The organism is Seohaeicola sp., from assembly GCF_048006315.1.
In the GTDB taxonomy this organism is placed as follows: Bacteria; Pseudomonadota; Alphaproteobacteria; order Rhodobacterales; family Rhodobacteraceae; genus Seohaeicola.
Genome location: NZ_CP180350.1, coordinates 3,116,553 through 3,137,544, shown reverse-complemented (window position 1 = coordinate 3,137,544; position 20,992 = coordinate 3,116,553). Strand labels below are relative to the sequence as shown.

Here is a 20,992-nt window from a genome sequence, read left to right as displayed (position 1 = left end):
GATCAGTCGCCTGCTGTCCTGACAGAGACAGGTCGGAATTAGACTGACAGCAACAGTCGAGATCAGGTCAGTAATTAAAATTGACATCAGTTTCATTTTTATGTCAGCCTGATGTTCGTTGGCTTCTGTTGCAGAGAGCCGAAGACGTCTGGGCAAAAATCGGCCCAGGCTCTCGGCGGGCGGCGACAGCCCAACCTTTGAGAAGCGATCAGCGCGACATGTATTCGCCTGGAGAAAAGCGAAAGAATGAACAGTCTATCAATTCATCCTGCGGAAAACGCGCGCAGTCAGAATGAGTTTTGCGATTGGCTTGCCAGCGACCGGGAAAGCCTTCGCAAGGGAGAGCGCACACGCAAGGATTTGATGGTGACCTGCGCCGAGCTGCTTGCCTCAGAGCCATTTGATCGCCTCACCGTTTCGGGTCTGTGCAAGGCAGCAGGCGTAGCCCATGGAACTTTCTACGTCTACTTTGATAATCTGAACACGATCCTGGCAGAGGTGCTCGGCCTTTTTGTCGACTATGTTCAAATCCGGATGCGGTCTGCCGCGCGGCAAGGCAAGGACCCCGTCCGTGATACGACGGCAGCCTATTACGCGCTGTTCAAGGCAAATGCTGGTTTGATGAAATGCCTCGTCATGGGCATCGACGCCTTTCCCGAGGCGCGGGCGGCGTTCCAGCATCTCAACAACGAGTGGGCAAACACTGTTGTTCGCTCGCTTCAAAGACAAAACCAGGCCGGACATTCCGAGGCAGACGAAATGATGCGCCGGGCCTATGCGCTTGGTGGCATGGTCGACCAGTATCTGACTGCCCTCTTTGTTTCCGAGGACCCGTGGATTGCCTCGATTTCCCAGGATCCGGAAGCGGTGATCGCCACACTTACCGACATCTGGATGAAAGGCATGAAGAAATGAGCTTGCTTCAGGACGGGCACCTGATGCCCTTGGACAAGATCGCGGAGCACCGGCAGCAGGCCTGGGAACGGCAAAGCGCCTACGTCGCCGAGAACTCGAGCTTTTACCAAAAGCTCTGGGATGGGCAGAAACCGCCCGCACGGCTGGAGAACATTGCCGAATTGCCGTTTTCGGACAAGGCGGGCCTGCGGCTGTCGCAGCCTGCCTCGCCACCTTTTGGTGACTACCTGGCAGCACCTCCTGAAAAGGTCAGCCGGCTGCATCGGACATCGGGAACCACGGGTCAGGCGATGAACCTTGCGATGAGCGCGCTGGATTGCGAAATCACCGAAATCGTCGGTGGTCGGGCGCAATCGCTTGCAGGGCTGAAAGCTGGCACGATGGTGGTTCACTGCTTGAATTACCAAATGTGGATGGGCGGACTGACCGATCACCTGACGCTGGAACGCACCGGCGCAACCGTCGTGCCCTTCGGCGTTGGTTCGACCGAATTGCTGATCAACACGATACTGGAAACCGGGATTGCCGCGATTTCCTGCACACCGTCCTATCCGGCCGTCTTGGAGCGGGTCATCGCAGAGAAATTCCCCCATCTCACCCCCCGCGACCTTGGGCTTAAGCTGGGGCTGTTCGGAGGCGAGCCCGGCATCGATGACCCTGCATTCCGCAAACGCCTGAGCGATACTTGGGGAATGCAACCGCGGAACGCGAATTACGGCGTCTCCGACGTTTTCTGCAATTTCGCATCCGAATGCACACACGACACGGCGCTGCATTTCGTGGCCCATGATGTGCTGCATGTGGAACTGATCGATCCCGACAGCGGGACACCCAAGAAGGTTGAGGCCGGGAACGCAGGCGAGCTGGTACTGACCCACCTGACGCGCGAATGCCAGCCGCTGGTCCGGTTTCGCACGGGCGACATCATCCGGATCGAGAACACGGAAACCTGCGCCTGCGGCTGTGCGGGCTTTCGGTTCCGGGTCATTGGTCGGTCGGACGACATGGTGGTCGTGCGGGGGCTGAACATGTTTCCGAGCATGGTGGCCGCCGTTGTGACAAGCTTTGACGAAATGTCGGGCGATTACCGGATCGTCCTGGACACACCACCACCTTATGACGTGCTGCCCGTGCAGGCAGAGTTGGCTGCAGACGGTCAGGACGACGGCACGCTAAGCCGACGCATGGAAGAGCGGTTCAAACAAAAGCTGGGCGCCACGATCCGCGTGAGAATCGTCCCCCATGGAACATTCCCGCGAACCGAGGGCAAAACGAAACGTGTGATCAGGAGCTATGAATGACAAGCTTTACCTATGAAACCATCCGCTCGGAGATGACGGCAGAAGGTGTCAGGACGATTTCCCTGAACCGGCCGCATGCAATGAACGCGATGAACCGTCGCCTGATCGACGAAATCTCGGTCGCATTCGACGATGCCAATCGTGACCCCGGCACCCGGGCCATCATCTTGACCGGCGAAGGGCGCGCGTTCTGCGCGGGGGATGACCGGCACGAGCATGTGCACCCTGAAACCGAAGAAGAGGCCCGCGCCCTCGTCGACGCGATCCAGCGCGCGACGGTGGCAATCGTCATGGGGGCAAAGCCTGTCGTCGGCGCGATCAACGGCTGGGCCGTCGGCGGCGGTTTCGAATGGGCGATCAATTGCGACTTTCCGATCTGGGCCGAAAGCGCCAAGGGTTTTTTCCCCGAGGTGTCACTCAACCTGTTCGTGACGGGTGCCGTGACCTCGATCTTGCCCGGTATTGTCGGCCCTTTGAAAGCACGTGAAATGCTCTTCTTCGGACAGCGATACTCGGCCGCTGAACTGCAAGAGATCGGTGTCGCCTGGAAGGTGGTGGCGGATGAAAAACTGCTGGCCGAGGCCGAAGCGGTTGCAACGCAATTGGCCGCCTTGCCGACCCTCTCCACCCGGGCAATGAAACGTGTTCTGAATCAGGCAATGGCCGGTGGGCTGCATCAGGCACTGCATTTGGAAACCGAAGCGACTGTTGCAGGGTTCCTCGACCCGGAAACGACCCGCCTTCTGAAGGATTTCTAGGGTTGGCTTGGAAGATGCTGCTATCCCGCGATATTGCCAAATGGCAGCTTCGTCGCGCTTAGCAGCAGTTCGCCCCAACTGAAGCAACCGCAAACGCGGTGTAACTTGGCGATCCCAGAAGGAGTAGGGAGTCAATCCCAATTCTTCTCACATTGTCTCAGGCCGCCTTTTTTTCCTTGATTTTTCAGTCAAATGATAGAGTTTTTCGTCTCATAGTGTCGCATGATGCACCAATGGATCCCAGCAGCACATGTGGGACCAGATGTGGGACCAGAAAAATGGCCAAACTCTTCAACGCCACCATTCAAAAAGCGGGAGATGGCAAGCTTCAAGACGGCCGAGGCTTGATGCTCGTCAAGAGAGGTGAGACAGGCAAGTGGGTTTTTCGCTATTCGCACCTCGGAAAACGCAAAGATATGGGTTTGGGAACCTGGCCTGTTGTATCTCTAGCCCAAGCACGCAAGCTCAGAGATCAATGGGCATTTCTCCTGGCCAAGGGTCAGGATCCTATCAGCAGCCGGAATGCTGACAAAGAGAGGCAGAAAAAAGAAGCTCAGAGAGAAGATCCTACTTTCTCGGAGTTGGCAGAAATGGTCTTTGAAGCTCGCAAAGCATCGCTGCGCGGTGAAGGCACCAGAGGGCAATGGATAAATCCTATCAACCTCTACATCATACCCGCCATTGGCAAGAAGCCAGGCTCCCAGATCACTCAGCGGGATCTGATAGATGCGCTCCGGCCTATCTGGAAATCGAAACCTCCGACCGCCAGAAAAGTGATCCAGCGAACCAACATCATCCTGCGCTCCGCCAAGCGGATGGGCTTTCACGTACACCCAGAGATAGTGGAGTCCGCGCGAGAAATGCTAGGTGTTGTCCATCATCAGGTACAACATATGGCTTCCGTAGACTGGCAAGAACTACCCGCCTTGTATGCCCGTCTCCCCAGCACAATTGGCGGTGACTGCAACAGATGGATCATCCTCACAGCCGTCAGGATAGAGTCAGCCAGAGGTGCCCGTGTCTCCGAGATTGACTTCGATACTGCCACTTGGACCGTGCCGGCCGATCGGGTCAAAGGCCAGAAAGGCAAGGTCGAGGACTTCCGTGTTCCTCTGGTTCGGCCCTTGATCGACATGGCGCTTCAACGCAAGGAGCTGGGCTTCGATCTGATTTTTCCTGGTGAGCGTGGAAAAAGCCCGATCTCAAATACTGCAGTAGAGAAAACTCTGCGTGGCATGAAGGCAGGCAGCACACCTCATGGCTTCCGAACATCCTTCCGCACATGGGTTCAAGAAACTGAAGCCTGCAGTTATGAAGTTGCAGAAATGGTTCTTGGTCACAAGATCGGTGGAATCGTTGAACGCACATATGCAAGATCTGATCTTCTCGAACAAAGACGAAAGGTCATGCAAGATTGGATGCACCACGTGCTGTCAATTGACGCTTCAAGAAATCTGTGAATACGTCGCGGAAAATGGAAGACGTTTTCAAAGGGGGTTGAAGAACAAGAAATTCACCAAGTTTTATTCACACTACATTCCCGACAGGTTTTTTGTGCACAATGGAGACAGCAATAAATGGCATAGTTCAAAAAATGCGACTTGAGGGATCATTCGGAAAGTGCGAAACCGTAATTCCCATTCAGCAAACAGGATCCCCGCTCAGTAACATGCCATATTGAAAGAGTTGATCTGGCGGCCAAGTCCAGCCCACAAAGATGACTTCGCCCTGAAACGCTATAATCTCTCAGCTAAAAGCGACCAATGGATAGAAATGCGCCGAACACCAAAAAGAAGTCCATCAATGTGAATGGAGTTACCGGTTAACGAACAATAGCAATATATTGAAATCGGAAGGGCCCCAACTTTTTTTGGACCAAAATCACTTTTCCAGTCTCAGAGGCAATCCTAGCTGCAGCACGATATGATCCAGCACATGACTCACCTTCATGGTACACAATAACATCTCCAGTCTGGCATTTCTCAAGAAAACTCTCAAAAGAGGCCATCCGTTCTTGCGATATTTCATACTTCATGGCAGGCTCAATAGGCTAGATTAAGGGGACGCGTTAAGCGGCTAAATAGCTCTACTGGCAATCCGTCGCCACATGAACTGACGATCATGTTACAGTGAGAGCGCGTTTCGAGCCTTTCTTGATACGCTACACACCAGGCACTGGTGGTGTAAGCCGAACGCATACTAAATCACTGCTCAGCAACCCCAATTCCATTACGAAACGCAAGAACAACTGCATGAGTACGGTTCTTAGCACCAATCTTTTGAAAGATTGAGGTCGTATATAACTTTACACTAACCTCGCTCTTTCCAATTCTCTTTGCAATCTCCTTGTTGCTTAATCCTTCAGCCAGGTATTTCAGTGTTGTTATTTCGTGCTTTGTCATACCGTCAAAAATGAAATTATCCGTCGCGCCAGTGTAAGACTTTTTTTCAACAGAATTTTGCGGAAAAAATTTCTCACCAGCCAACACCAATTCGATGATTGCAACTAGCGAGTTTCGAGGCGTGTCATAAGGGACATAACCTGACACACCAACCGAAAAAAGCTCCACAATAAAACTGCTCAAACCTGACTGACCCATAAGGATTCTAAGCGAATTTTGATACTTCTTTGCTTCACAATCAAACCATTCACGAGTGCCCCGATTTATGAGCCCCGCATCAAATATTACCAAATCTGGCGCTCTCCGAACAAGATCATCTTTCAAAACATCTAGCTCTTCGTTTGCCAACCTAACATCATGGCAAGTGTGCATCTCGAGATAGTCTTTGAGGAGCCCAGTTATCAGTATCTGCTTGCCTACGATCTCGATGATCTTTTTCTCTTGATCAACCTGCATTGGATCCCATTTATTTTTGCCTCCCCACCTACAACAAAGGTCACAGCCCGCAAAAGTTCAGCAGCTTGGGTTTCGTTTCTTGAAAAGACATTGCCTCAAGCCAGCCCCTGAAATCCCCAGATACTTTTGAAAAAAAGTAAGCCCTGGGCTCACACCGAGCAGACCCCTAGTGCTTACTGTAGAAACAAAGCCCGCCAAAAAACGATAGAATTAATAGGTAATATTTTTATCTATTGATGTATAATTACCTCTTCGCTAAAATATGCTATCTTTCGATGGCTTTCATGCCAATCTATGTGAATTTATATCAAAAAATTTTATTTTTTTCTCCATAAAGGGGGAGAATATTTGTCGGGAGAGTGATATCAAAGTGGCACAAGTTAAACTTACAAAGTTGTGGAAAATGTGTAGCGATATATATGTAGCCTCAGATAGCCTTTCAGAAGTATCTGATGCTGCAAAGAAGATTAGTTCACTTCTTCGTGTATTAGATGAATTTAACTTTAGCGAAAAAACATTCGCTGATGACTTAGGGAAAGTCTGATCAACGGCCTCGGCTGCGCCGATATTGCCGCTTGAGGGCACTATGGGGCCAGACAAGCACCGTTTCCAGTGATTTTGGCGCTGTTTGAGCCGCCTGAGCGGCGTTGATGCCGATTTCCGAAACTTGTGCTCTGTCTCTTTCTCCCCGAACTTGCTCTAGCTGACGCTGTAGCTCCAGGAGACGCGTTGCCGGCGCAATATTTTCACTGACAAGCGGAGCAACAACAGCTATTTCTTCATCGAGAAATCCTGCCGTACGTTCTGCCGTTCCTGCAACACTCTCACCAGCCCTGAGGTCCTGCTTGCGTTGTTCAAAGCGCTGCTGCAAGACAGCAAGCTGACCCGCCAATTCAGACCGCCTGGCAGAGAAGAGACTTTGCTCCGTCAGGGCGACCATTGGTGAGCGGGCGTTCAACTCATTGGAGATTGAAAATTCCGCTCCGTTGATTTCTGCTCGCAACCGCAATTCTTTAATATCGAGGGCTGCAAGCCGCTGAACCAGTCGATTAAGTTCGCTTCCTGCATCTACCGGGTCAATTTCAAAAAGAACCTCCCCCTCTGCGACAACTGTATTCTCAGACACGTAACGTCTCAGAATAACCCCGCCCTCAGAAGCCTGAACCAACTGGTTCTGTACTGAGGAGACAATCCGTCCCTCACCGCGTGTAACATTGTCAAGCTCTGCCCAGTTTGCCCAAACGAGCACCAAGGCCACAAGCGCTATGATCGTGAACATGATCGCTGAGGCACCCAAACCTTCACGGCCAGCCATCTCACGCGACAACGTCTTGAAGTCGATATCAGACATGTCGTTTCCTTACCGCGCTTGCGCTTTAAGCTTCTCAGGTGTCGTATCGTGTTGATTTCCACCGAGAACTGACCCGGGTTTTCCATCGAGAACTGACCCACCTCTGATTATGAATTTTGGGTCAGTCTTCGGTCAAGACATGACTTGCCTCCTTCTTTTTTCTGGCCGCTGTGGCGGAGCTGGCTTTGAAGCGGAAGCTGTCGTTTCCGGTCTCCAGGATGTGGCAGCGATGCGTGAGACGATCGAGCAGTGCAGTTGTCATCTTTGCATCCCCGAACACGCTGGCCCATTCGCTGAAGCTGAGGTTGGTTGTGATGATGACACTGGTGCGCTCGTAAAGCTTGCTCAGCAGATGGAAGAGTAGCGCCCCGCCAGATGCGCTGAACGGCAGGTAGCCCAGTTCATCGAGGATCACGAGATCGAGGCGCGTCAGGCTCTCGGCAAGCTGTCCAGCCTTTCCCTTTGCCTTCTCCTGTTCGAGCGTGTTGACGAGTTCGATGGTCGAGAAGAAGCGGACCTTACGCCGGTGGTGCTCGATGGCCTGGATGCCGATTGCGGTAGCGACATGGGTTTTGCCCGTTCCCGGCCCGCCGATCAGCACGATGTTCTGTGCCCCGTCCATAAACTCACAGCGATGCAACTGGCGGACTGTGGCCTCATTGATCTCGCTGGCGGCGAAGTCGAAGCCGGAGAGATCCTTGTAGGCAGGGAAGCGCGCAGCCTTCATGTGATAGGCAATGGAGCGCACCTCGCGTTCCGCCAATTCAGCCTTCAGCAACTGGGACAGGATTGGCACAGCAGCCTCGAAGGCGGGCGCGCCCTGCTCGATCAGATCGGTGATGGCTTGTGCCATCCCATACATCTTCAGGCTGCGCAGCATGATGACGATGGCGCCACTGGCAGGATCATGACGCATGGCGGCCTCCGGTGTTCCGGGCTCTCAGGCCATCATAGCGTTCGACATTGGCCTTGGGTTCGCGGTGCAGGATCAGAGACTGGGGCGTGTCGATGTCCGGCCCTTCAGTGGTCTTGCCGTCAATCAGCCGGTGCAGGATGTTTAGCACGTGCGTCTTGGTCGGCACGCCCTCAGCCAGAGCCTGCTCCACGGCCTTCAACACGGCCTGTTCATCGTGATGCAAGACAAGCGCCAGGATCTCGACCATCTCCCGATCTCCACCCGGGCGGCGCAGCATCTTCTCCTGCAGTTGCCTGAAGCCGGGTGGCAACTCTGCAAAGGGTGCCCCATTCCGTAGCGCACCGGGCTTGCGCTGGATGACGGCCAGATAATGCCGCCAATCGTAGATCGTGCGCGGTGGGAGGTGGTGGCTACGCTCGATCACACGGGTATGTTCGCACAGGATGTTGCCCTCGGCCGCCACGACCAGCCGGTCAGGATAGATCCGCAAGCTGACGGGCCGGTTGGCAAATGAAGCAGGCACGCTGTAGCGATTGCGCTCGAAGCTGATCAGGCACGTCGGCGAGACGCGCTTGCTCTGTTCGACAAACCCGTCAAAAGCGGGCGGCAAGGCCATCAGCGCAGCCTGTTCCGCCGCCCAGACATCAGCGATCGAGCCAGAAAGCGTGCCGTGAGGGATCTCGCGCCAGAGTTCCAGACAGCGCTGTTCCAGCCAGGCGTTCAGCGCTGCGAGATCGGGGAAGTCCGGTATCGGTTGCCACAGGCGCGGCCGGGCATCCTGAACGTTCTTCTCAACCTGGCCTTTCTCCCAGCCCGCAGCCGGATTGCAGAACTCAGGTTCATAGACGTAGTGGTTCGCCATGGCGAGGAAGCGCATGTTGACCTGGCGCTCCTTGCCGCGACCAACCCGATCTACGGCTGTCTTCATGTTGTCATAGATGCCGCGCTCCGGCACGCCGCCAAGGACGCGGAACCCATGCCAATGGGCATCGAACAGCATCTCATGTGTCTGCAGCAGATAGGCCCGAACAAGAAACGCCCTGCTGTATGACAGCTTGATATGTGCCACCTGAAGCTTCGTGCGCTCGCCGCCCAGAATGGCATAATCCTCGCTCCAGTCGAATTGGAAGGCCTCACCCGGGCGGAACAGGAGCGGGACGAATGTGCCGCGACCTGTCGTCTGCTGCTCTCGCTGGCGATCTGCGCGCCACTCCCGGGCGAAGGCCGCCACGCGATTGTAGGATCCGGTGAAGCCGAGCGCGACCAGATCAGCATGCATCCGCTTCAGGGACCGCCGTTGCTTACGCGACTTCCCCGCCTCGGTCTTCAACCAGCCTGCCAGCTTGTCGGCAAAAGGATCGAGCTTGCTGGGCCGCTCCGGCGTCGAAAAGGAAGGCTCGATCGCCCCCGCGTTCAGATACTTCTTGATCGTATTGCGCGACAGACCAGTCCGTCGGGCAATCTCCCGGATCGGGAGGCCATGCCGCAAACGCAGCTTCCGTATAATGTTCAAAAGTCCCATGTGGATCACTCCGTTGCCCCCCTGCGCTCGTCGCGTGGGGGAAGGGTCACATGGGTCAATTCTCAATGGAAATTAGGACGCTAACCGGGTCAGTTCTCGGTGGAAATCAACATGAAGCTCTCCAATTCTCGGTCTCCTTCGCTACCATGCAAAACATCCCGCAACGCTGCAACGTGCTCCGACGTTTCACTCATCTCCGTGGTTAACCCACGATTTATCAGTTTGCACCCGGTAAAAAGTTTACTTTTTATACTTATGCATAATACTTACGCCTGCGCGCACAACGGCCACAAAGGAGCCCAGCATTTCCTGACTTCCCCTATATTCTATTTAGCTAAATTTTTTATACTTTTGTTTATAATTTTATCTTTATTATTTTTTTTTGTTCAATTTTATTGTTTTTTATTCGTATGTTTATTCGAGATAATGTTGGAGACTTGGCATACTTGTACAAGTTTTATGAGGAAGGTTGAGCTAATGCTGCACCAGGAAAACGCCGCGATTGATTTATTGCCTCAATCTTTGGCAGACCCATCTCGCATCAAGTTGGTTTGCTTGACCTCTAGTTTTGCTTTGGCAGATGCACCGCAGGAACTGCGTTGGCTCGACCGTTGCGGCAAGCTAGGGTCGAACCACACCGACAAGTTTAAGATGGTCGAATGGCTGGAGCGGCGTCGGAGATCGCTGGGACTTGATCATCTCTGCTTTCTGATCGACATCGAAGTCCTAGGTGGCATTTCGCGTGGGTTTGAGTTTCTCAGAGACTTGCGCCTCTCATTCCCATCCATACCGCTGATCATTTTTTCCAACCGCGCAAAATCGCACGACTTCAGCACCGAACGCGCTGGCATCTGCGATGCCACCCTGCGTTATCCCTTCAAGAAAGGTGATCTGGACTGTGCAATCGACGCAGCTCTGGCCAACAATGCGCTTTTTCAGGCTCGGATTGAAATTAATGCAGACGCCTCGATTGGCTAATGCTGCGCCACTGCAACAACTTCCTTGCCCTGAAGCATGTGTGACCAATCAGCACCGAGTATGCTGAGTGCCCCCCAAGTACGACGGAGCGTCATGAAGAAGAAGGCGAACACATACTCCTCCGAGGCGCGTGAGCGCGCTGTGCAGTTGGTTTTGGGCGCCAACAGTCAGACTGATTCGCGCTGGCAGACAGTCATATTGGTTGCGGCTAAGGTGGGTTGCGCCCCTCAGACCCTAAACGCGTGGGTCAAAAAGGCCGAGGCCGCTAACGGGCAGCGCGCAGGCATCCCAAACGTGATGACTCAGAAGATGAAGGCTCTGGAGCGCGAGAACCGAGAACTCCGCCAGACGAATGAGGTCCTGCGCGAAGCCGCGTCCTATTATTTTGCTTTGGCGCAGATTGACCGTCCAGGAAGCTGATCTTGAGCTTCCAAATCGCGCGCCAGGACGCACACAGTGACATGGCTTTTTTTGCGCGAAACGTTTTATCATGCATTGAATCATTCTGCTTGGTATTGCTGACCGCCCCGTTCACCTACCATTAACCTTAGGCTCGTATTGTCGGTTCGCCTTGGCGGAATTGTCCGGCACGACGGGATCAGGATCTGCGACCCTAAAGCGGTTCCAGCGTTCATTGAATCAAAGGGGATTCACAGCGGGCTGTTTTTCTGATTCATCCTGTTCAGGAGGATCAGATCATGCCCAACCCGCCTTCTGCCGATATTCGAGCCCGTTTTGAAGTGCTCTTTGGCCAAGGTCTGACAGGTCGTAAGATCGGTCGTCGATTGATAATTTCCGCTGCATCGGCGTCGCGCCTTGCTCAAAAGCTCAAGCAGGGGCTGGGCCTGACGCCTGCCGATAACCCGCGCAACACCGGTTATGGAAGGCTCGCCCCCTACCATGACTTTCTGGTCGAGTTGATCCATCAAGACCCAGACATCACGCTCAAGGAACTTCAGGGTGCTCTGGCGGATGCGCATGACGTGACCGCGTCCGTCTCCGGCATCGATCAAGCCCTCAAGCGGTTGGGTTATACGTATAAAAAAAGAGCCTCATTGCGGATGAACGCAAGCGCGCAAGGGTAAAGCGCGCACGAGCTGATTGGTTTGCACATCGTGTCCCTGCGATCAGCGCAATGCCTGAACGCGTTGTGTTCATTGACGAAACATCGGTCAAAACCAATCTGACGCGGATACGCAGTCGCTCCATGCGCGGCACAAGGCTGACAGCATCCGCCCCTTTTGGATCATGGGGCACCCAGACCCTGATTGCTGGCTTGAGTCCATCCGATCTGGTTGCACCCTGGGTCATCAAGGGAGCAATGGACGGCCCAGCCTTTGTCGCTTACATCCGTGACGTGCTGATACCCGAGATCGAACCCGGTACCGCCGTCGTCCTCGACAACCTGGCCACCCATCGCAACAAAGAAGCCGAGGCGCTCCTGCGTGCTCACGACTGCTGGTTCCTGTTTTTGCCGCCCTACAGCCCGGACCTGAACCCGATAGAAATGGCGTTCTCAAAACTCAAAGCCCACCTGAGGCGCATTGGAGCGCGGTCATTCACTGGACTGTTCGAAGCCCTCGGCAAAATCTGTGATCTCTACACACCTTAGGAATGCTGGAACTACTTTTGCGAGGCCGGGTATGCTCCTACATAAACTCGAAATGCTTTAGACCCGCCGCGTGCCGGGCAAGAGCGGGCGTTGGTAGCGCAGTAGCCGGGTCAGATGATCCAGCCTTCCGCCTGCTGGGGCCATCAAGCCTCGATCTCATCCGAATTGGCGGCCGCCTCCAGCGCCGACTTGCTCTGCAGTTCAACAAAAGCGCCCCCATGCGCTTGCGATGCGACCTTTCTGCGCCGTCGCTCAGCGTGAGCAGCCACGAAATTGCTATCTGGAAATGGCCTTGCCCCAGAAAAACCAGCGCCGTCGCTCGTTCTGCATCTCGAAGGTGATCTATCGTTCTCCCCTGGCTACAACTGCCAGAATATCGCTACAACCGCGGAAACGCGTCGCAAGCCGTGATATCCCCACACGAAGGGTCTCCTATATCGCGCACATCTGGCACTGAGTACCGCTATAAACTCACTTACACCTCTGAAATTGATCAGCGCTTACATGATACAGGAGCTCCAATTTATTCAATAATTTATACTATTGTCATATTATATTAATCGTTAGACAAATTGAAATAGGCCGGGCCTGCATCCATTATCTAGTTTGAATGGTAGCGTGAGGATTACTTAATGATACATCCAATTGACCAGGAGGTCGGAAAACGCATTCGATACCGCAGGTGGGGGTTAGGTGTCTCTCAGCACGAACTAGCCAACCAAGTTGGTGTCAGGCTCCAACAAATACAAAAGTATGAAACTGGGAAGAATCGGGTAAGCGCCTCCAGGCTTTTCTTGATTTCAAAAGCCTTGTCGGTCCCGGTAGAATTCTTTTTTGATGATATCGAAAAGGTCTGTTCAATCGAAGCGCGTTGAGAAAATTTGCATGTGCCTTTTCAGTATTGATCGTGCCTCAGTGCAGACGGAACACGTGTGTTTGGTGGCGCAGTTGCTTTCTTTGATAAAATGGCTTCTCGGCAGACCTGCCCTTTTTTCGGACAGACTGACTCAACGGCTGCTATGTCAGGTACCAGTGCTGTGCAGCCTCTGATGACGGCGGTGTGAACCTTGAGTGTAGCAACCGTGGGTAAAAGTCCCTTGCGCTCTCGCGTTCGTCCTCGACGATGATGCCTGCCCCGCTCACTGCCTGTCAGGGAATTCCGCAGCAATTCCCGAGATGCGCTTGAGCGCTTCATTGCAGGTTGGCAAATTCCTAGTCCTGTAAGGTGGGGGATGTGTCTGCTCATGCATCCCTACGACCATGCCGGAGACACAAGATGAATCCCCTCCAAGCTTGTGCAACAGAGACTCACGAAATATGTAGCTTTCCAAAAAGCCAATTTCTCATGGCTTTGAAAAGCTTTTTCTTGCGACGCCTGTTTCTGTAAAAAATCTGATCTTCATAGCTTTGTTTTTCCCTTTTAAACATGCTTTCTAAAACAACATCCGGCCTGTAGTTTGACTGCCGCGCCATGCTATCAGCACCGAGATCCGTAAATGCTGACTTAACATGAGCGCTGAGCCTAAACCTATCACGGACAACATCATGATAGCAGTCGGCGTCAAAACCTTGATCAATTCTTGCGAGTATCTCGGATGCAATTTCTTCAGCTCTTTTTTCCTGACCGACGCATCGACCAGAAAAGTTGAACTTCTCGGCATTTTTGAAGTTTTCAGATGTAATCCAACCAGGCCCACCAAACCTGTCATACACATAAACTGGTCGCCTAGCTGCCATGGCATATTGAACGGATTTGCCGATCGTCAACACCATGTCATGCTGCAGCATGTCTTTAGGGAAAGTCTGAAAAACCTGCCGGTTTCAGTGTGATGTGGTAGGCTGCGGGCATCGATCGAAGGAGACCGTGTTCATGCCCAAACAGCCCGCCATTCCCGGCCTTTGCGACGCGATGAAGAAGAAGATCACACGGCGCGAGCAGTTTCTGGCAGAGATGGATGCGGTGGTTCCGTGGGGGCGGCTGCTTGCGCTGATCGCGCCACATTACCCGAAGGTTGGGCCGAAGGGCGGGCGGCCTCCGATGCCGCTGGAGACGATGCTGCGCATTTACTTCCTACAGAATTGGTACGCCCTGAGCGACCCGATGGCCGAAGAGACGCTGTATGACAGTGAAGCGATGCGCCGCTTCGCTGGGATCGAACTGGGCTATGACCGCATCCCCGACGAGACCACCATCCTCAACTGCCGGCATCTTCTTGAGCGTCACGGGCTGACCGAGGTGATCTTCGCCGAAGTGAACGCGCATCTGGCAGACAAGGGGATCACGCTGCGCTCTGGCACGCTGGTGGATGCCACGATTATCGATGCGCCGTCTTCGACCAAGAACCAGGCCAGGGCGCGGGACCCCGAGATGTCTTCGACAAAGAAGGGCAATGACTGGTATTTTGGCATGAAGGCCCATGTCGGTGTCGACGTGGACAGCGGCACTGTCCACAGCCTAGAGGCCACGACCGCAAAGGTGCACGACAGCCGGGTCTGGGATGAACTGCTCCATGGCGAAGAGAAGTCGGTCTGGGCCGACAAGGGCTATGTCAGCGCCGAGCGCGAGGCTGCGTTCAGCAAGGATGGCAAGGTCTGGGGTGTGATGCGCAAGGCGCCCAAGGGCGGCAAGCTCGACCCCATCGACGAGGAGATCAACCGGATCATCGCCATGGTGCGCGCCAAGGTCGAACATCCCTTCCGGGTCATCAAGCGGCAGTTCGGTCACATGAAAACGCGGTATCGCGGTTTGGCAAAGAACCGGGCCCATCTGTTCACACTGTTCGCGCTCGGCAACCTGTTCCTCGTCCGACGACGGCTACTGGCATGAGGACGAGTTTGTCGGAAATCGGCATCAACGCCGCTCAGGCGGCTCAAACAGCGCCAAAATCACTGGAAACGGTGCTTGTCTGGCCCCATAGTGCCCTCAAGCGGCAATATCGGCGCAGCCGAGGCCGTTGATCAGACTTTCCTTAGGTGTAACACGCAAGTTGACATGTTGCGTGCCTCGACGGGTAACACCAACACCGTTCTTTTTCAAAATCTTGAGAGCGACACGCACCTCTTTTGGGAAATGGTTCGAAATAGCTAGAATCTTTCGTGGCTTTATATATGCGAGCGGGACATCAAAGAAATCATCCGGCGCTGGGTTTGGAAAAACCCTCATCTTCGACTTATCAAGCCCCAATTCAATCATCTTCGAATATGTTTCAAAGCTGTTGCACAGAATTCTATCAGCATACCACCACTCTATAGCAGCACCTGGGAACTCCAGCCTCTCATATGGGGATAAATGACCATAAACTATCCGGGGCCGCGAATTAAAGCTTTTCAAACTTATAAGCTGATCTAAGAAGAGCGTGAGGACTTGATGCTGGCAATATACAAGGTCAAACTCAGCAATGTGGATATCTTCCTTCGAACTGGTCACAAAAACTTCTTCAGAAATATTCTGCATGATAAAGCGTTGATCTAAATCGTTAGCAAAAATGACAACGCTCTTTCCTTTGGAATGAAAAAACTCAGCAAGTTCGATAATTATTAACTCACTTCCAGCCCACTGAAAAAGGTGATTGGTCATCAACAATATTCTTCGCACGGCATCCCCGCATCAAAACCTCATGATGCTTCATTTTTAGCCTAAACGTTGACTGATTAGCGATAACCCAAAACGGTTAATAACTTTTGCTCTATTTTTTACCAGTTCGCATAAATCCTGAACATCTTCGAATTAAATGTGCTCCCATGTACCTATCAAATCTTGTGAATGAATAGATTGGTGGGAAAGGGCTCACCGGTGGCTCGACGATTTGGATCGCTGTCTGCAGCGCCATCCTCTTGTTTGGGTGGCGCTAACTTGCAATGCTCCGCCTTGCTGGCAATATGTATCAAAAGATCGAAACCCATCGCCACAACGAACCGTTCCGAAAGTTTTCGTTCACTAACTTTTGTCGCTGTTGACCGTCCAGATGGGGTTTAGAGTGCCCTATATCATGGCGGCAGAACCTCCCATATGCTGCGCCGCTGTGGGCGCAAGGCTCGAAGCTGATTGATTTTGTTCTTAAGTGAAATGTCGATAATTCGTGATGCTTTCTCGTCATGGCCCCCAAGGCTGTTGAAATTTACCTGGACTGAACCGCGCCGGGTTTGCCGGAGGCTCCAACTCCTGATTAGGATGGAGCATCATGAACAAGACAACGAACAAGTTTTCCCCTGAAGTGCGTGAACGCGCGGTGCGACTGGTCTTTGACAATGAGGGTCAGCACGGGTCGCGTTGGCAGGCGATTATGTCGATTGCGGCGAAGATCGGCTGCGCACCCCAGACCCTGAACGACTGGGTCAAGAAGGCCGAGGTCAATGGCGGCAAGCGTCCGGGCGTCTCCAGCGAGATGGCCGAGCGCATGAAGGCGTTGGAACGCGAGAACCGCGAGCTGCGCCAGGCGAATGAGATACTGCGCAAGGCGTCGGCTTATTTTGCGCTGGCGGAGCTCGACCGCCGGTCGAAGTGATGGTGGGTTTTATCAACGCGCATCGTGATGCGCACGGGGTCGAGCCGATCTGCAACGTGCTGCCGATCGCCCCGTCCACCTATTATGATCATCTGGCCAAGAGGGCCGATCCAACCCGGCGGTCGGATCGCGCGCGCCGGGACGAGACGATGCGACCAGAGATCCGGCGTGTCTTCGAGGAGAACTGGAGCGTCTACGGCGTGCGCAAGGTCTGGCACCAGCTGCGCCGCGAGGGCTTTACTGTCGCTCGCTGCACGGTCGCGAGGTTGATGAAGGATATGGATATTCAGGGCATTATCCGAGGCAAGCCTCACAGAACGACGATCCCCGACAAAAAGCAGCCCTGTCCGCTGGACAAAGTGAACCGCCAGTTCCGGGTGCCCGCGCCGAACATGCTGTGGGTCAGTGATTTCACCTACGTCGCAACCTGGAAGGGGTTCGCATATGTGGCTTTCGTGATCGATGCTTATGCTCGGAGGATCGTTGGCTGGCGCGTCAGCACCTCCCCTCACGCCGGTTTCGTCCTTGATGCATTAGAACAGGCGGTCCACGAACGTCGCCCGGTCAAAGGCATGGGGCTGGTGCATCACAGCGACCGAGGCAGCCAATACCTGTCCATCAAATACACCGAAAGGCTGGCAGAGGCGGGTATCGAACCTTCTGTGGGCAGCGTCGGCGACAGCTATGACAACGCCCTCGCCGAAACGATCAACGGCCTGTTCAAAGCTGAGGTCATCCACCGTCGCGGCCCGTGGCGCAGCTTCGAGGCCGTCGAATACGCAACACTCGAATGGGTCGACTGGTTCAACAACCGCCGCCTGCTCGAGCCTATCGGGAACATCCCGCCCGCAGAAGCCGAAGCAAACTTCTACGCAGCTCTGGAAACTGAACCCGTGGCCGCGTAACTAACGTCAATCAGCCTCCGGCAAACCCGGCGCGGTTCAGACTTATTTTCAATCAAAATCCTACTCTTGATTGCTTGCAGCAAGTATTGGATATCAGGGTCAGGCATAGGTACGGGAGGATATTATCATGTCGAACATTCATCTTGAAGAAATGAGTTCTCTGAACTCAAGAGCCTACACAAGCAAGTGACGAAGGCGATTGAGAGCTTTGAAGAGCGTCAGAAAAAGCAGGCACTGGCAGAGCTTGAGGCCAAGGCAAATGAGTTTGGCTTCTCTCTGTCAGAACTCACCGGTGCTACTGTCGCCAAGAAAAAGCGAAAATCTGCCCCTCCAAAGTACCGTCACCCAGATGATGCAAGCATAACCTGGACAGGCAGAGGTCGTCACCCTGACTGGTTCAAAGAAGCCGTCAGGGCCGGGATTTCACCGGAAGATTTGCTGGCATGATTTACTTATTCGCAATGTCGCATTGGTCAATCTAAGTTTCTGGACGTCCTGAATGCGTGTCCTGTTACGCGCAACAGCATGATACGGTTGCCAGGGAGGAAAAGGCTGTGGCGGGGCCTCCACGCCCCAATCACAGCCCAGCATGCGGGCGGAGCTGTTGGGAGCTGCCATTCAGAATGAAAATATCTGCATGCAACTTTCACGTGAGTTCAGCATCAACCCAAACCAGATCAAGGCGTCGCCAAACTGCTCAATCCAAAGCTGTTGCACAGGATCGATAACCAATACAAAGCCCATTCCTTGTGAGCAGTCTGTTGCTGCAGCGGCAATGCCCTGCGGTCTTGAATGCCTGCGCCACGTGTCGTATGTTCTACGTCAAGTGACGCAGGTTGGGGGGGGGAATGATGGAAACGGTTCAGACTGAAAGTGACCTCGGACGCACCGTCGACCTTCTCGGCGGTGATAAAGCCATACACGCGAAAGTTCGAAATGCGATGGATGCGCATGAGGTCCTGCTGAAGGGCCTGCCAGCTGACGCCCTCCTCCACCTCGTATCGGCCGTGAGCTTCCTGGCAAAAGGTGATGCCCTTCAGACGGCAGTCGGTCTAAGCCTGCGGACGCTCCAGCGCCACAAAGCCAAGAGTGCTCCGCAGTTACTCAGCGTCGAACAGAGCAACCGGACATGGCGGTTCGCTGAAGTCTTTGCCCATGCCATCGATGTCATGGGGTCTGAGGAGGCAGCGGAAGCCTGGATGAACAAGCCCGCAATCGGTTTATCCAACCGGAAACCGATCGACCTGCTTGCCACATCGGCCGGAGTGGAAGCTCTGGAGGAATATCTGACGCGTCTGGAATACGGAGTCTATACTTGACACCACTGCCGCCTCCACTCGGCTCGTGTGAGATCAGGCTGTGGCGGATAGACCAGAAAGGCCACTACCAAAGCTGGCACAGTGGAGAAGGTGCTTTCCGGGTTGGTGGGCGCTGGAACACGCCAGGCGTAAGGGCCGTCTATTCTTCTCTGGATCCCGCGACAGCCTGTCTCGAGGTTGACGTTCACAAGGGATTTGACGTGCTGGATATGGCCCCACACTTTCTCACCTCAGCCCGAATTTCTGCGCCCTCGCGCATCCACGTGGTTCAGCCTGAAGAGATACCAAACCCGAACTGGCTCACCCCTGCCCCGCCGAGCAAGAACCAGCAGCGGTTCGGCAATGACTTGCTACGGGAGCATGCCTGCATCCTGATCCCCTCAACCGTTTCCCGCCATAGCTGGAACCTGATCTTTGACGCGGACAAAGCGGACGGGCTCTATGCAGATGTCGTACAGGAACGATTTGCACTTGATCCTCGTCTGCAACCACCCTCCTGACCCTGTCAGTCAGCACGGGGTCTGGCCCAAGCGTCCATCCACTCCATGCTGCGCCTCCAGTTGATCACAACGGCACGTCATCATAACCGCGGGAAAGACCGGTTCGCGCGCCTTTGATCGTCTCTTCAGCAGCCGTGGTCATCGTCTCCTGCAGGCGCATGGTATGTTCCGTGTATTGCTCCATGGCTGTCTTGAAGAACGCGGACTGAACCTGCAGTAGCTCCATCGGTTTCTTGCACGCCAGAATGGCCTTTTGGGTCTCCAGGTCCTGTTGCAGTCGATCCGCCAGGAAACGCGCGCTACCTGACATCATCTCCAGCCAAGCCTTGGTCATCGCCGGGCTCAAGGCCATCATGGATTCCGCCATCGCTGATGCGTCCTTCATCGTGTCAGCCTGTGTTTGGTTCGATTTTGCCATGTCAGATGATCCTTGACCGGTTCCAATGATAGGCTCCTGCCACGCCGGGTAGCGCGAGAAAGAGCAATTCGACGGCAACCCTTGTCATTGAACCCGATATTCAACCAGGTCATGACGCCCCCAGGGCAAAGGCCCAGGAGGATACCGCCGAGCACTAACGATACTCAACCTTGCCTCCGATCGGGCAAGTTTTTGCAACCAGGCAGTCAAGGAGACGATCTACAGTGCAGTACCCGGTATGATATGGCGTCGAATGCACGATCCTTCATCACCTTGCGAACCGCATCTACTGGCGCGGGCTCAAACCCTGTGCCACCTTGTCTGGATGATCAAATTCCGCAAGCTCCCAGACACCCATCCCGATTTGATCCGCTCGCCCATGTTGCGAGCTGCCACATTGACGCTGCGCTATGTTCAGGACCATGGGCCGGTCGGCCTGACCGGAACCAGAGCGTTCAAACGCGGTTTCGTGCAATGGGCGGTGGAGAATTTTGACTGGCCGGACAGAAGCCGCGAAGACCTGCTGCGCAATAGAAAAGTGCTCAATGAATATGATTTTCCCCCACTGGAACTGCTGCATTTCCTTTTGATCCATCTCAGATTGGGCCGTCACTTCAAGGGAGAGTTCCACCTCACCAAACGAGGTGCAGCGCTGGCGCTAACCCCCGGCAAGCTTTTCGATGAGCTGATCCCCTTCTATGTCTTCCAAATGGATTATGCAGCCTATTCGCGCTTCAACGAGAGACCTATGGGCTCATGGGACGTCTGGCTGAATGTGATCAATGTGGAAGCGGATCAAGGCAGCACAGAGCGCGATCTCTACGCCGCCTTCTACGTCGATGCTGCGGATCAGGGACATGCAGGATGGCGCCAGCTCGCTGCGTTCTCAGCATGCGTTCTGCGGCCCTTGGAATGGTCCGGTCTGATCATGGAAACACGTGAAGCCACCCCCGACAGCCGCAATGTGCATCACGTCTTCAAGACGCCCCTATGGCGCAGTGCACTCAAGCTGGACACAGACGACATGCTGGAACCAGTCCAGATGCATTGATGATCGTCATCTGTCCACTCTTGGCTTTCAGCTCTGTTCATTTCCTGGCTCAAGCAAAGTGGGAAAACACGAGAGCCAGACGG

21 protein-coding genes, 1 pseudogene and 1 other annotated feature are annotated in these 20,992 nt (G+C 54.0%); of the genes and pseudogenes, 15 read left to right on the top strand and 7 right to left on the bottom strand.

The features are described from left to right. The first annotated feature begins 246 nt into the window (after positions 1 to 246). The 4 genes from ACMUJL_RS15655 to ACMUJL_RS15640 all read left to right on the top strand — a co-directional run bounded on the left by ACMUJL_RS15655 (position 247) and on the right by ACMUJL_RS15640 (position 4,434). The gene (locus ACMUJL_RS15655) at positions 247 to 915 is read left to right on the top strand and encodes a TetR/AcrR family transcriptional regulator (RefSeq protein WP_375572966.1); all 669 of its coding nucleotides are present in this window, start codon (positions 247 to 249) and stop codon (positions 913 to 915) included. Beyond that, complete coding sequence (locus ACMUJL_RS15650; RefSeq protein WP_375572968.1) at positions 912 to 2,216, top strand: phenylacetate--CoA ligase family protein; 1,305 nt, start codon at positions 912 to 914, stop codon at positions 2,214 to 2,216. Before ACMUJL_RS15655 ends, ACMUJL_RS15650 begins: the two co-directional genes overlap by 4 nt. Beyond that, positions 2,213 to 2,974, top strand: coding sequence for an enoyl-CoA hydratase/isomerase family protein (locus ACMUJL_RS15645; protein WP_068290395.1), 762 nt, complete (start codon positions 2,213 to 2,215; stop codon positions 2,972 to 2,974). The genes ACMUJL_RS15650 and ACMUJL_RS15645 overlap by 4 nt, the downstream gene beginning before the upstream one ends. 278 nt (positions 2,975 to 3,252) lie before the next feature. Then, entirely contained in the window at positions 3,253 to 4,434 is a 1,182-nt protein-coding gene (locus tag ACMUJL_RS15640; RefSeq protein ID WP_375572970.1) for a tyrosine-type recombinase/integrase, read from the top strand. Positions 4,435 to 5,178: 744 nt separating this feature from the next. On the opposite strand, the gene ACMUJL_RS15635 is transcribed toward ACMUJL_RS15640, so the two are convergent. Then, the gene (locus ACMUJL_RS15635; protein ID WP_375572972.1) at positions 5,179 to 5,832 is read right to left on the bottom strand and encodes a helix-turn-helix transcriptional regulator; all 654 of its coding nucleotides are present in this window, start codon (positions 5,830 to 5,832) and stop codon (positions 5,179 to 5,181) included. Positions 5,833 to 6,094: 262 nt separating this feature from the next. Here ACMUJL_RS15635 and ACMUJL_RS15630 point away from each other — a divergent pair, with 262 nt between their 5' ends. After that, positions 6,095 to 6,376, top strand: a complete 282-nt coding sequence (locus ACMUJL_RS15630; RefSeq protein WP_375572974.1) for a hypothetical protein — start codon at positions 6,095 to 6,097, stop codon at positions 6,374 to 6,376. On the opposite strand, the gene ACMUJL_RS15625 is transcribed toward ACMUJL_RS15630, so the two are convergent. The 3 genes from ACMUJL_RS15625 to istA all read right to left on the bottom strand — a co-directional run bounded on the left by ACMUJL_RS15625 (position 6,377) and on the right by istA (position 9,621). Continuing rightward, entirely contained in the window at positions 6,377 to 7,183 is an 807-nt protein-coding gene (locus ACMUJL_RS15625; protein ID WP_375572976.1) for a hypothetical protein, read from the bottom strand. Between the two features lie 121 nt (positions 7,184 to 7,304). Beyond that, a complete protein-coding gene (istB, locus tag ACMUJL_RS15620) occupies positions 7,305 to 8,099 on the bottom strand; it encodes an IS21-like element helper ATPase IstB (RefSeq protein WP_068289770.1) in 795 nt (264 codons plus the stop codon). Further along, positions 8,089 to 9,621: an IS21 family transposase gene (istA, locus tag ACMUJL_RS15615; protein ID WP_082896251.1), complete on the bottom strand. Its 1,533-nt coding sequence runs from the start codon at positions 9,619 to 9,621 to the stop codon at positions 8,089 to 8,091. Before istA ends, istB begins: the two co-directional genes overlap by 11 nt. Positions 9,622 to 10,098: 477 nt before the next feature. On the opposite strand from istA, the gene ACMUJL_RS15610 reads away from it, so the two are divergent. From ACMUJL_RS15610 to ACMUJL_RS15595, 4 genes and pseudogenes are all read left to right on the top strand, one after another. After that, positions 10,099 to 10,599: a hypothetical protein gene (locus ACMUJL_RS15610; RefSeq protein ID WP_375572979.1), complete on the top strand. Its 501-nt coding sequence runs from the start codon at positions 10,099 to 10,101 to the stop codon at positions 10,597 to 10,599. Positions 10,600 to 10,692: 93 nt separating this feature from the next. After that, positions 10,693 to 11,019, top strand: a complete 327-nt coding sequence (locus tag ACMUJL_RS15605) for a transposase (protein WP_375572981.1) — start codon at positions 10,693 to 10,695, stop codon at positions 11,017 to 11,019. 278 nt (positions 11,020 to 11,297) lie between these two features. Next, positions 11,298 to 12,211, top strand: a protein-coding gene (locus ACMUJL_RS15600) for an IS630 family transposase (protein ID WP_375572983.1) whose coding sequence is annotated in 2 segments (ribosomal slippage) — positions 11,298 to 11,639 and positions 11,642 to 12,211 — 912 coding nt in all. Because the reading frame shifts where the segments join, the coding sequence is not laid out codon by codon here. Between the two features lie 632 nt (positions 12,212 to 12,843). Next, positions 12,844 to 13,059: pseudogene (locus ACMUJL_RS15595) on the top strand (helix-turn-helix domain-containing protein); the annotation flags it as partial. Between the two features lie 460 nt (positions 13,060 to 13,519). Here the strand turns inward: ACMUJL_RS15595 and ACMUJL_RS15590 are convergent. After that, a complete protein-coding gene (locus tag ACMUJL_RS15590; protein WP_416914340.1) occupies positions 13,520 to 13,984 on the bottom strand; it encodes a hypothetical protein in 465 nt (154 codons plus the stop codon). Between the two features lie 97 nt (positions 13,985 to 14,081). Here ACMUJL_RS15590 and ACMUJL_RS15585 point away from each other — a divergent pair, with 97 nt between their 5' ends. Next, positions 14,082 to 15,038: an IS5 family transposase gene (locus tag ACMUJL_RS15585; RefSeq protein WP_375568772.1), complete on the top strand. Its 957-nt coding sequence runs from the start codon at positions 14,082 to 14,084 to the stop codon at positions 15,036 to 15,038. Positions 15,039 to 15,134: 96 nt separating this feature from the next. Here ACMUJL_RS15585 and ACMUJL_RS15580 read toward each other — a convergent pair whose 3' ends face one another. Continuing rightward, positions 15,135 to 15,788: a hypothetical protein gene (locus ACMUJL_RS15580; protein WP_416914339.1), complete on the bottom strand. Its 654-nt coding sequence runs from the start codon at positions 15,786 to 15,788 to the stop codon at positions 15,135 to 15,137. Positions 15,789 to 16,392: 604 nt separating this feature from the next. Between ACMUJL_RS15580 and ACMUJL_RS15575 the strand changes: the two genes are divergently transcribed. From ACMUJL_RS15575 to ACMUJL_RS15560, 4 genes are all read left to right on the top strand, one after another. Then, positions 16,393 to 17,621, top strand: a protein-coding gene (locus tag ACMUJL_RS15575) for an IS3 family transposase (protein WP_375568893.1) whose coding sequence is annotated in 2 segments (ribosomal slippage) — positions 16,393 to 16,681 and positions 16,681 to 17,621 — 1,230 coding nt in all. Because the reading frame shifts where the segments join, the coding sequence is not laid out codon by codon here. Then, positions 16,674 to 16,790: a sequence feature (AL1L pseudoknot), on the top strand. It overlaps the preceding gene by 117 nt. A 186-nt stretch (positions 17,622 to 17,807) precedes the next feature. Beyond that, complete coding sequence (locus ACMUJL_RS15570; protein WP_416914338.1) at positions 17,808 to 18,068, top strand: H-NS family nucleoid-associated regulatory protein; 261 nt, start codon at positions 17,808 to 17,810, stop codon at positions 18,066 to 18,068. 401 nt (positions 18,069 to 18,469) lie between these two features. Next, a complete protein-coding gene (locus tag ACMUJL_RS15565; RefSeq protein WP_375572991.1) occupies positions 18,470 to 18,940 on the top strand; it encodes an antitoxin Xre/MbcA/ParS toxin-binding domain-containing protein in 471 nt (156 codons plus the stop codon). Then, positions 18,937 to 19,440, top strand: a complete 504-nt coding sequence (locus ACMUJL_RS15560; RefSeq protein ID WP_375572993.1) for an RES family NAD+ phosphorylase — start codon at positions 18,937 to 18,939, stop codon at positions 19,438 to 19,440. The genes ACMUJL_RS15565 and ACMUJL_RS15560 overlap by 4 nt, the downstream gene beginning before the upstream one ends. 64 nt (positions 19,441 to 19,504) lie before the next feature. Here ACMUJL_RS15560 and ACMUJL_RS15555 read toward each other — a convergent pair whose 3' ends face one another. Further along, entirely contained in the window at positions 19,505 to 19,858 is a 354-nt protein-coding gene (locus tag ACMUJL_RS15555; RefSeq protein ID WP_375572995.1) for a phasin family protein, read from the bottom strand. Positions 19,859 to 20,183: 325 nt separating this feature from the next. Here ACMUJL_RS15555 and ACMUJL_RS15550 point away from each other — a divergent pair, with 325 nt between their 5' ends. Next, complete coding sequence (locus tag ACMUJL_RS15550; protein ID WP_375572997.1) at positions 20,184 to 20,909, top strand: hypothetical protein; 726 nt, start codon at positions 20,184 to 20,186, stop codon at positions 20,907 to 20,909. Positions 20,910 to 20,992 lie beyond the last annotated feature (83 nt).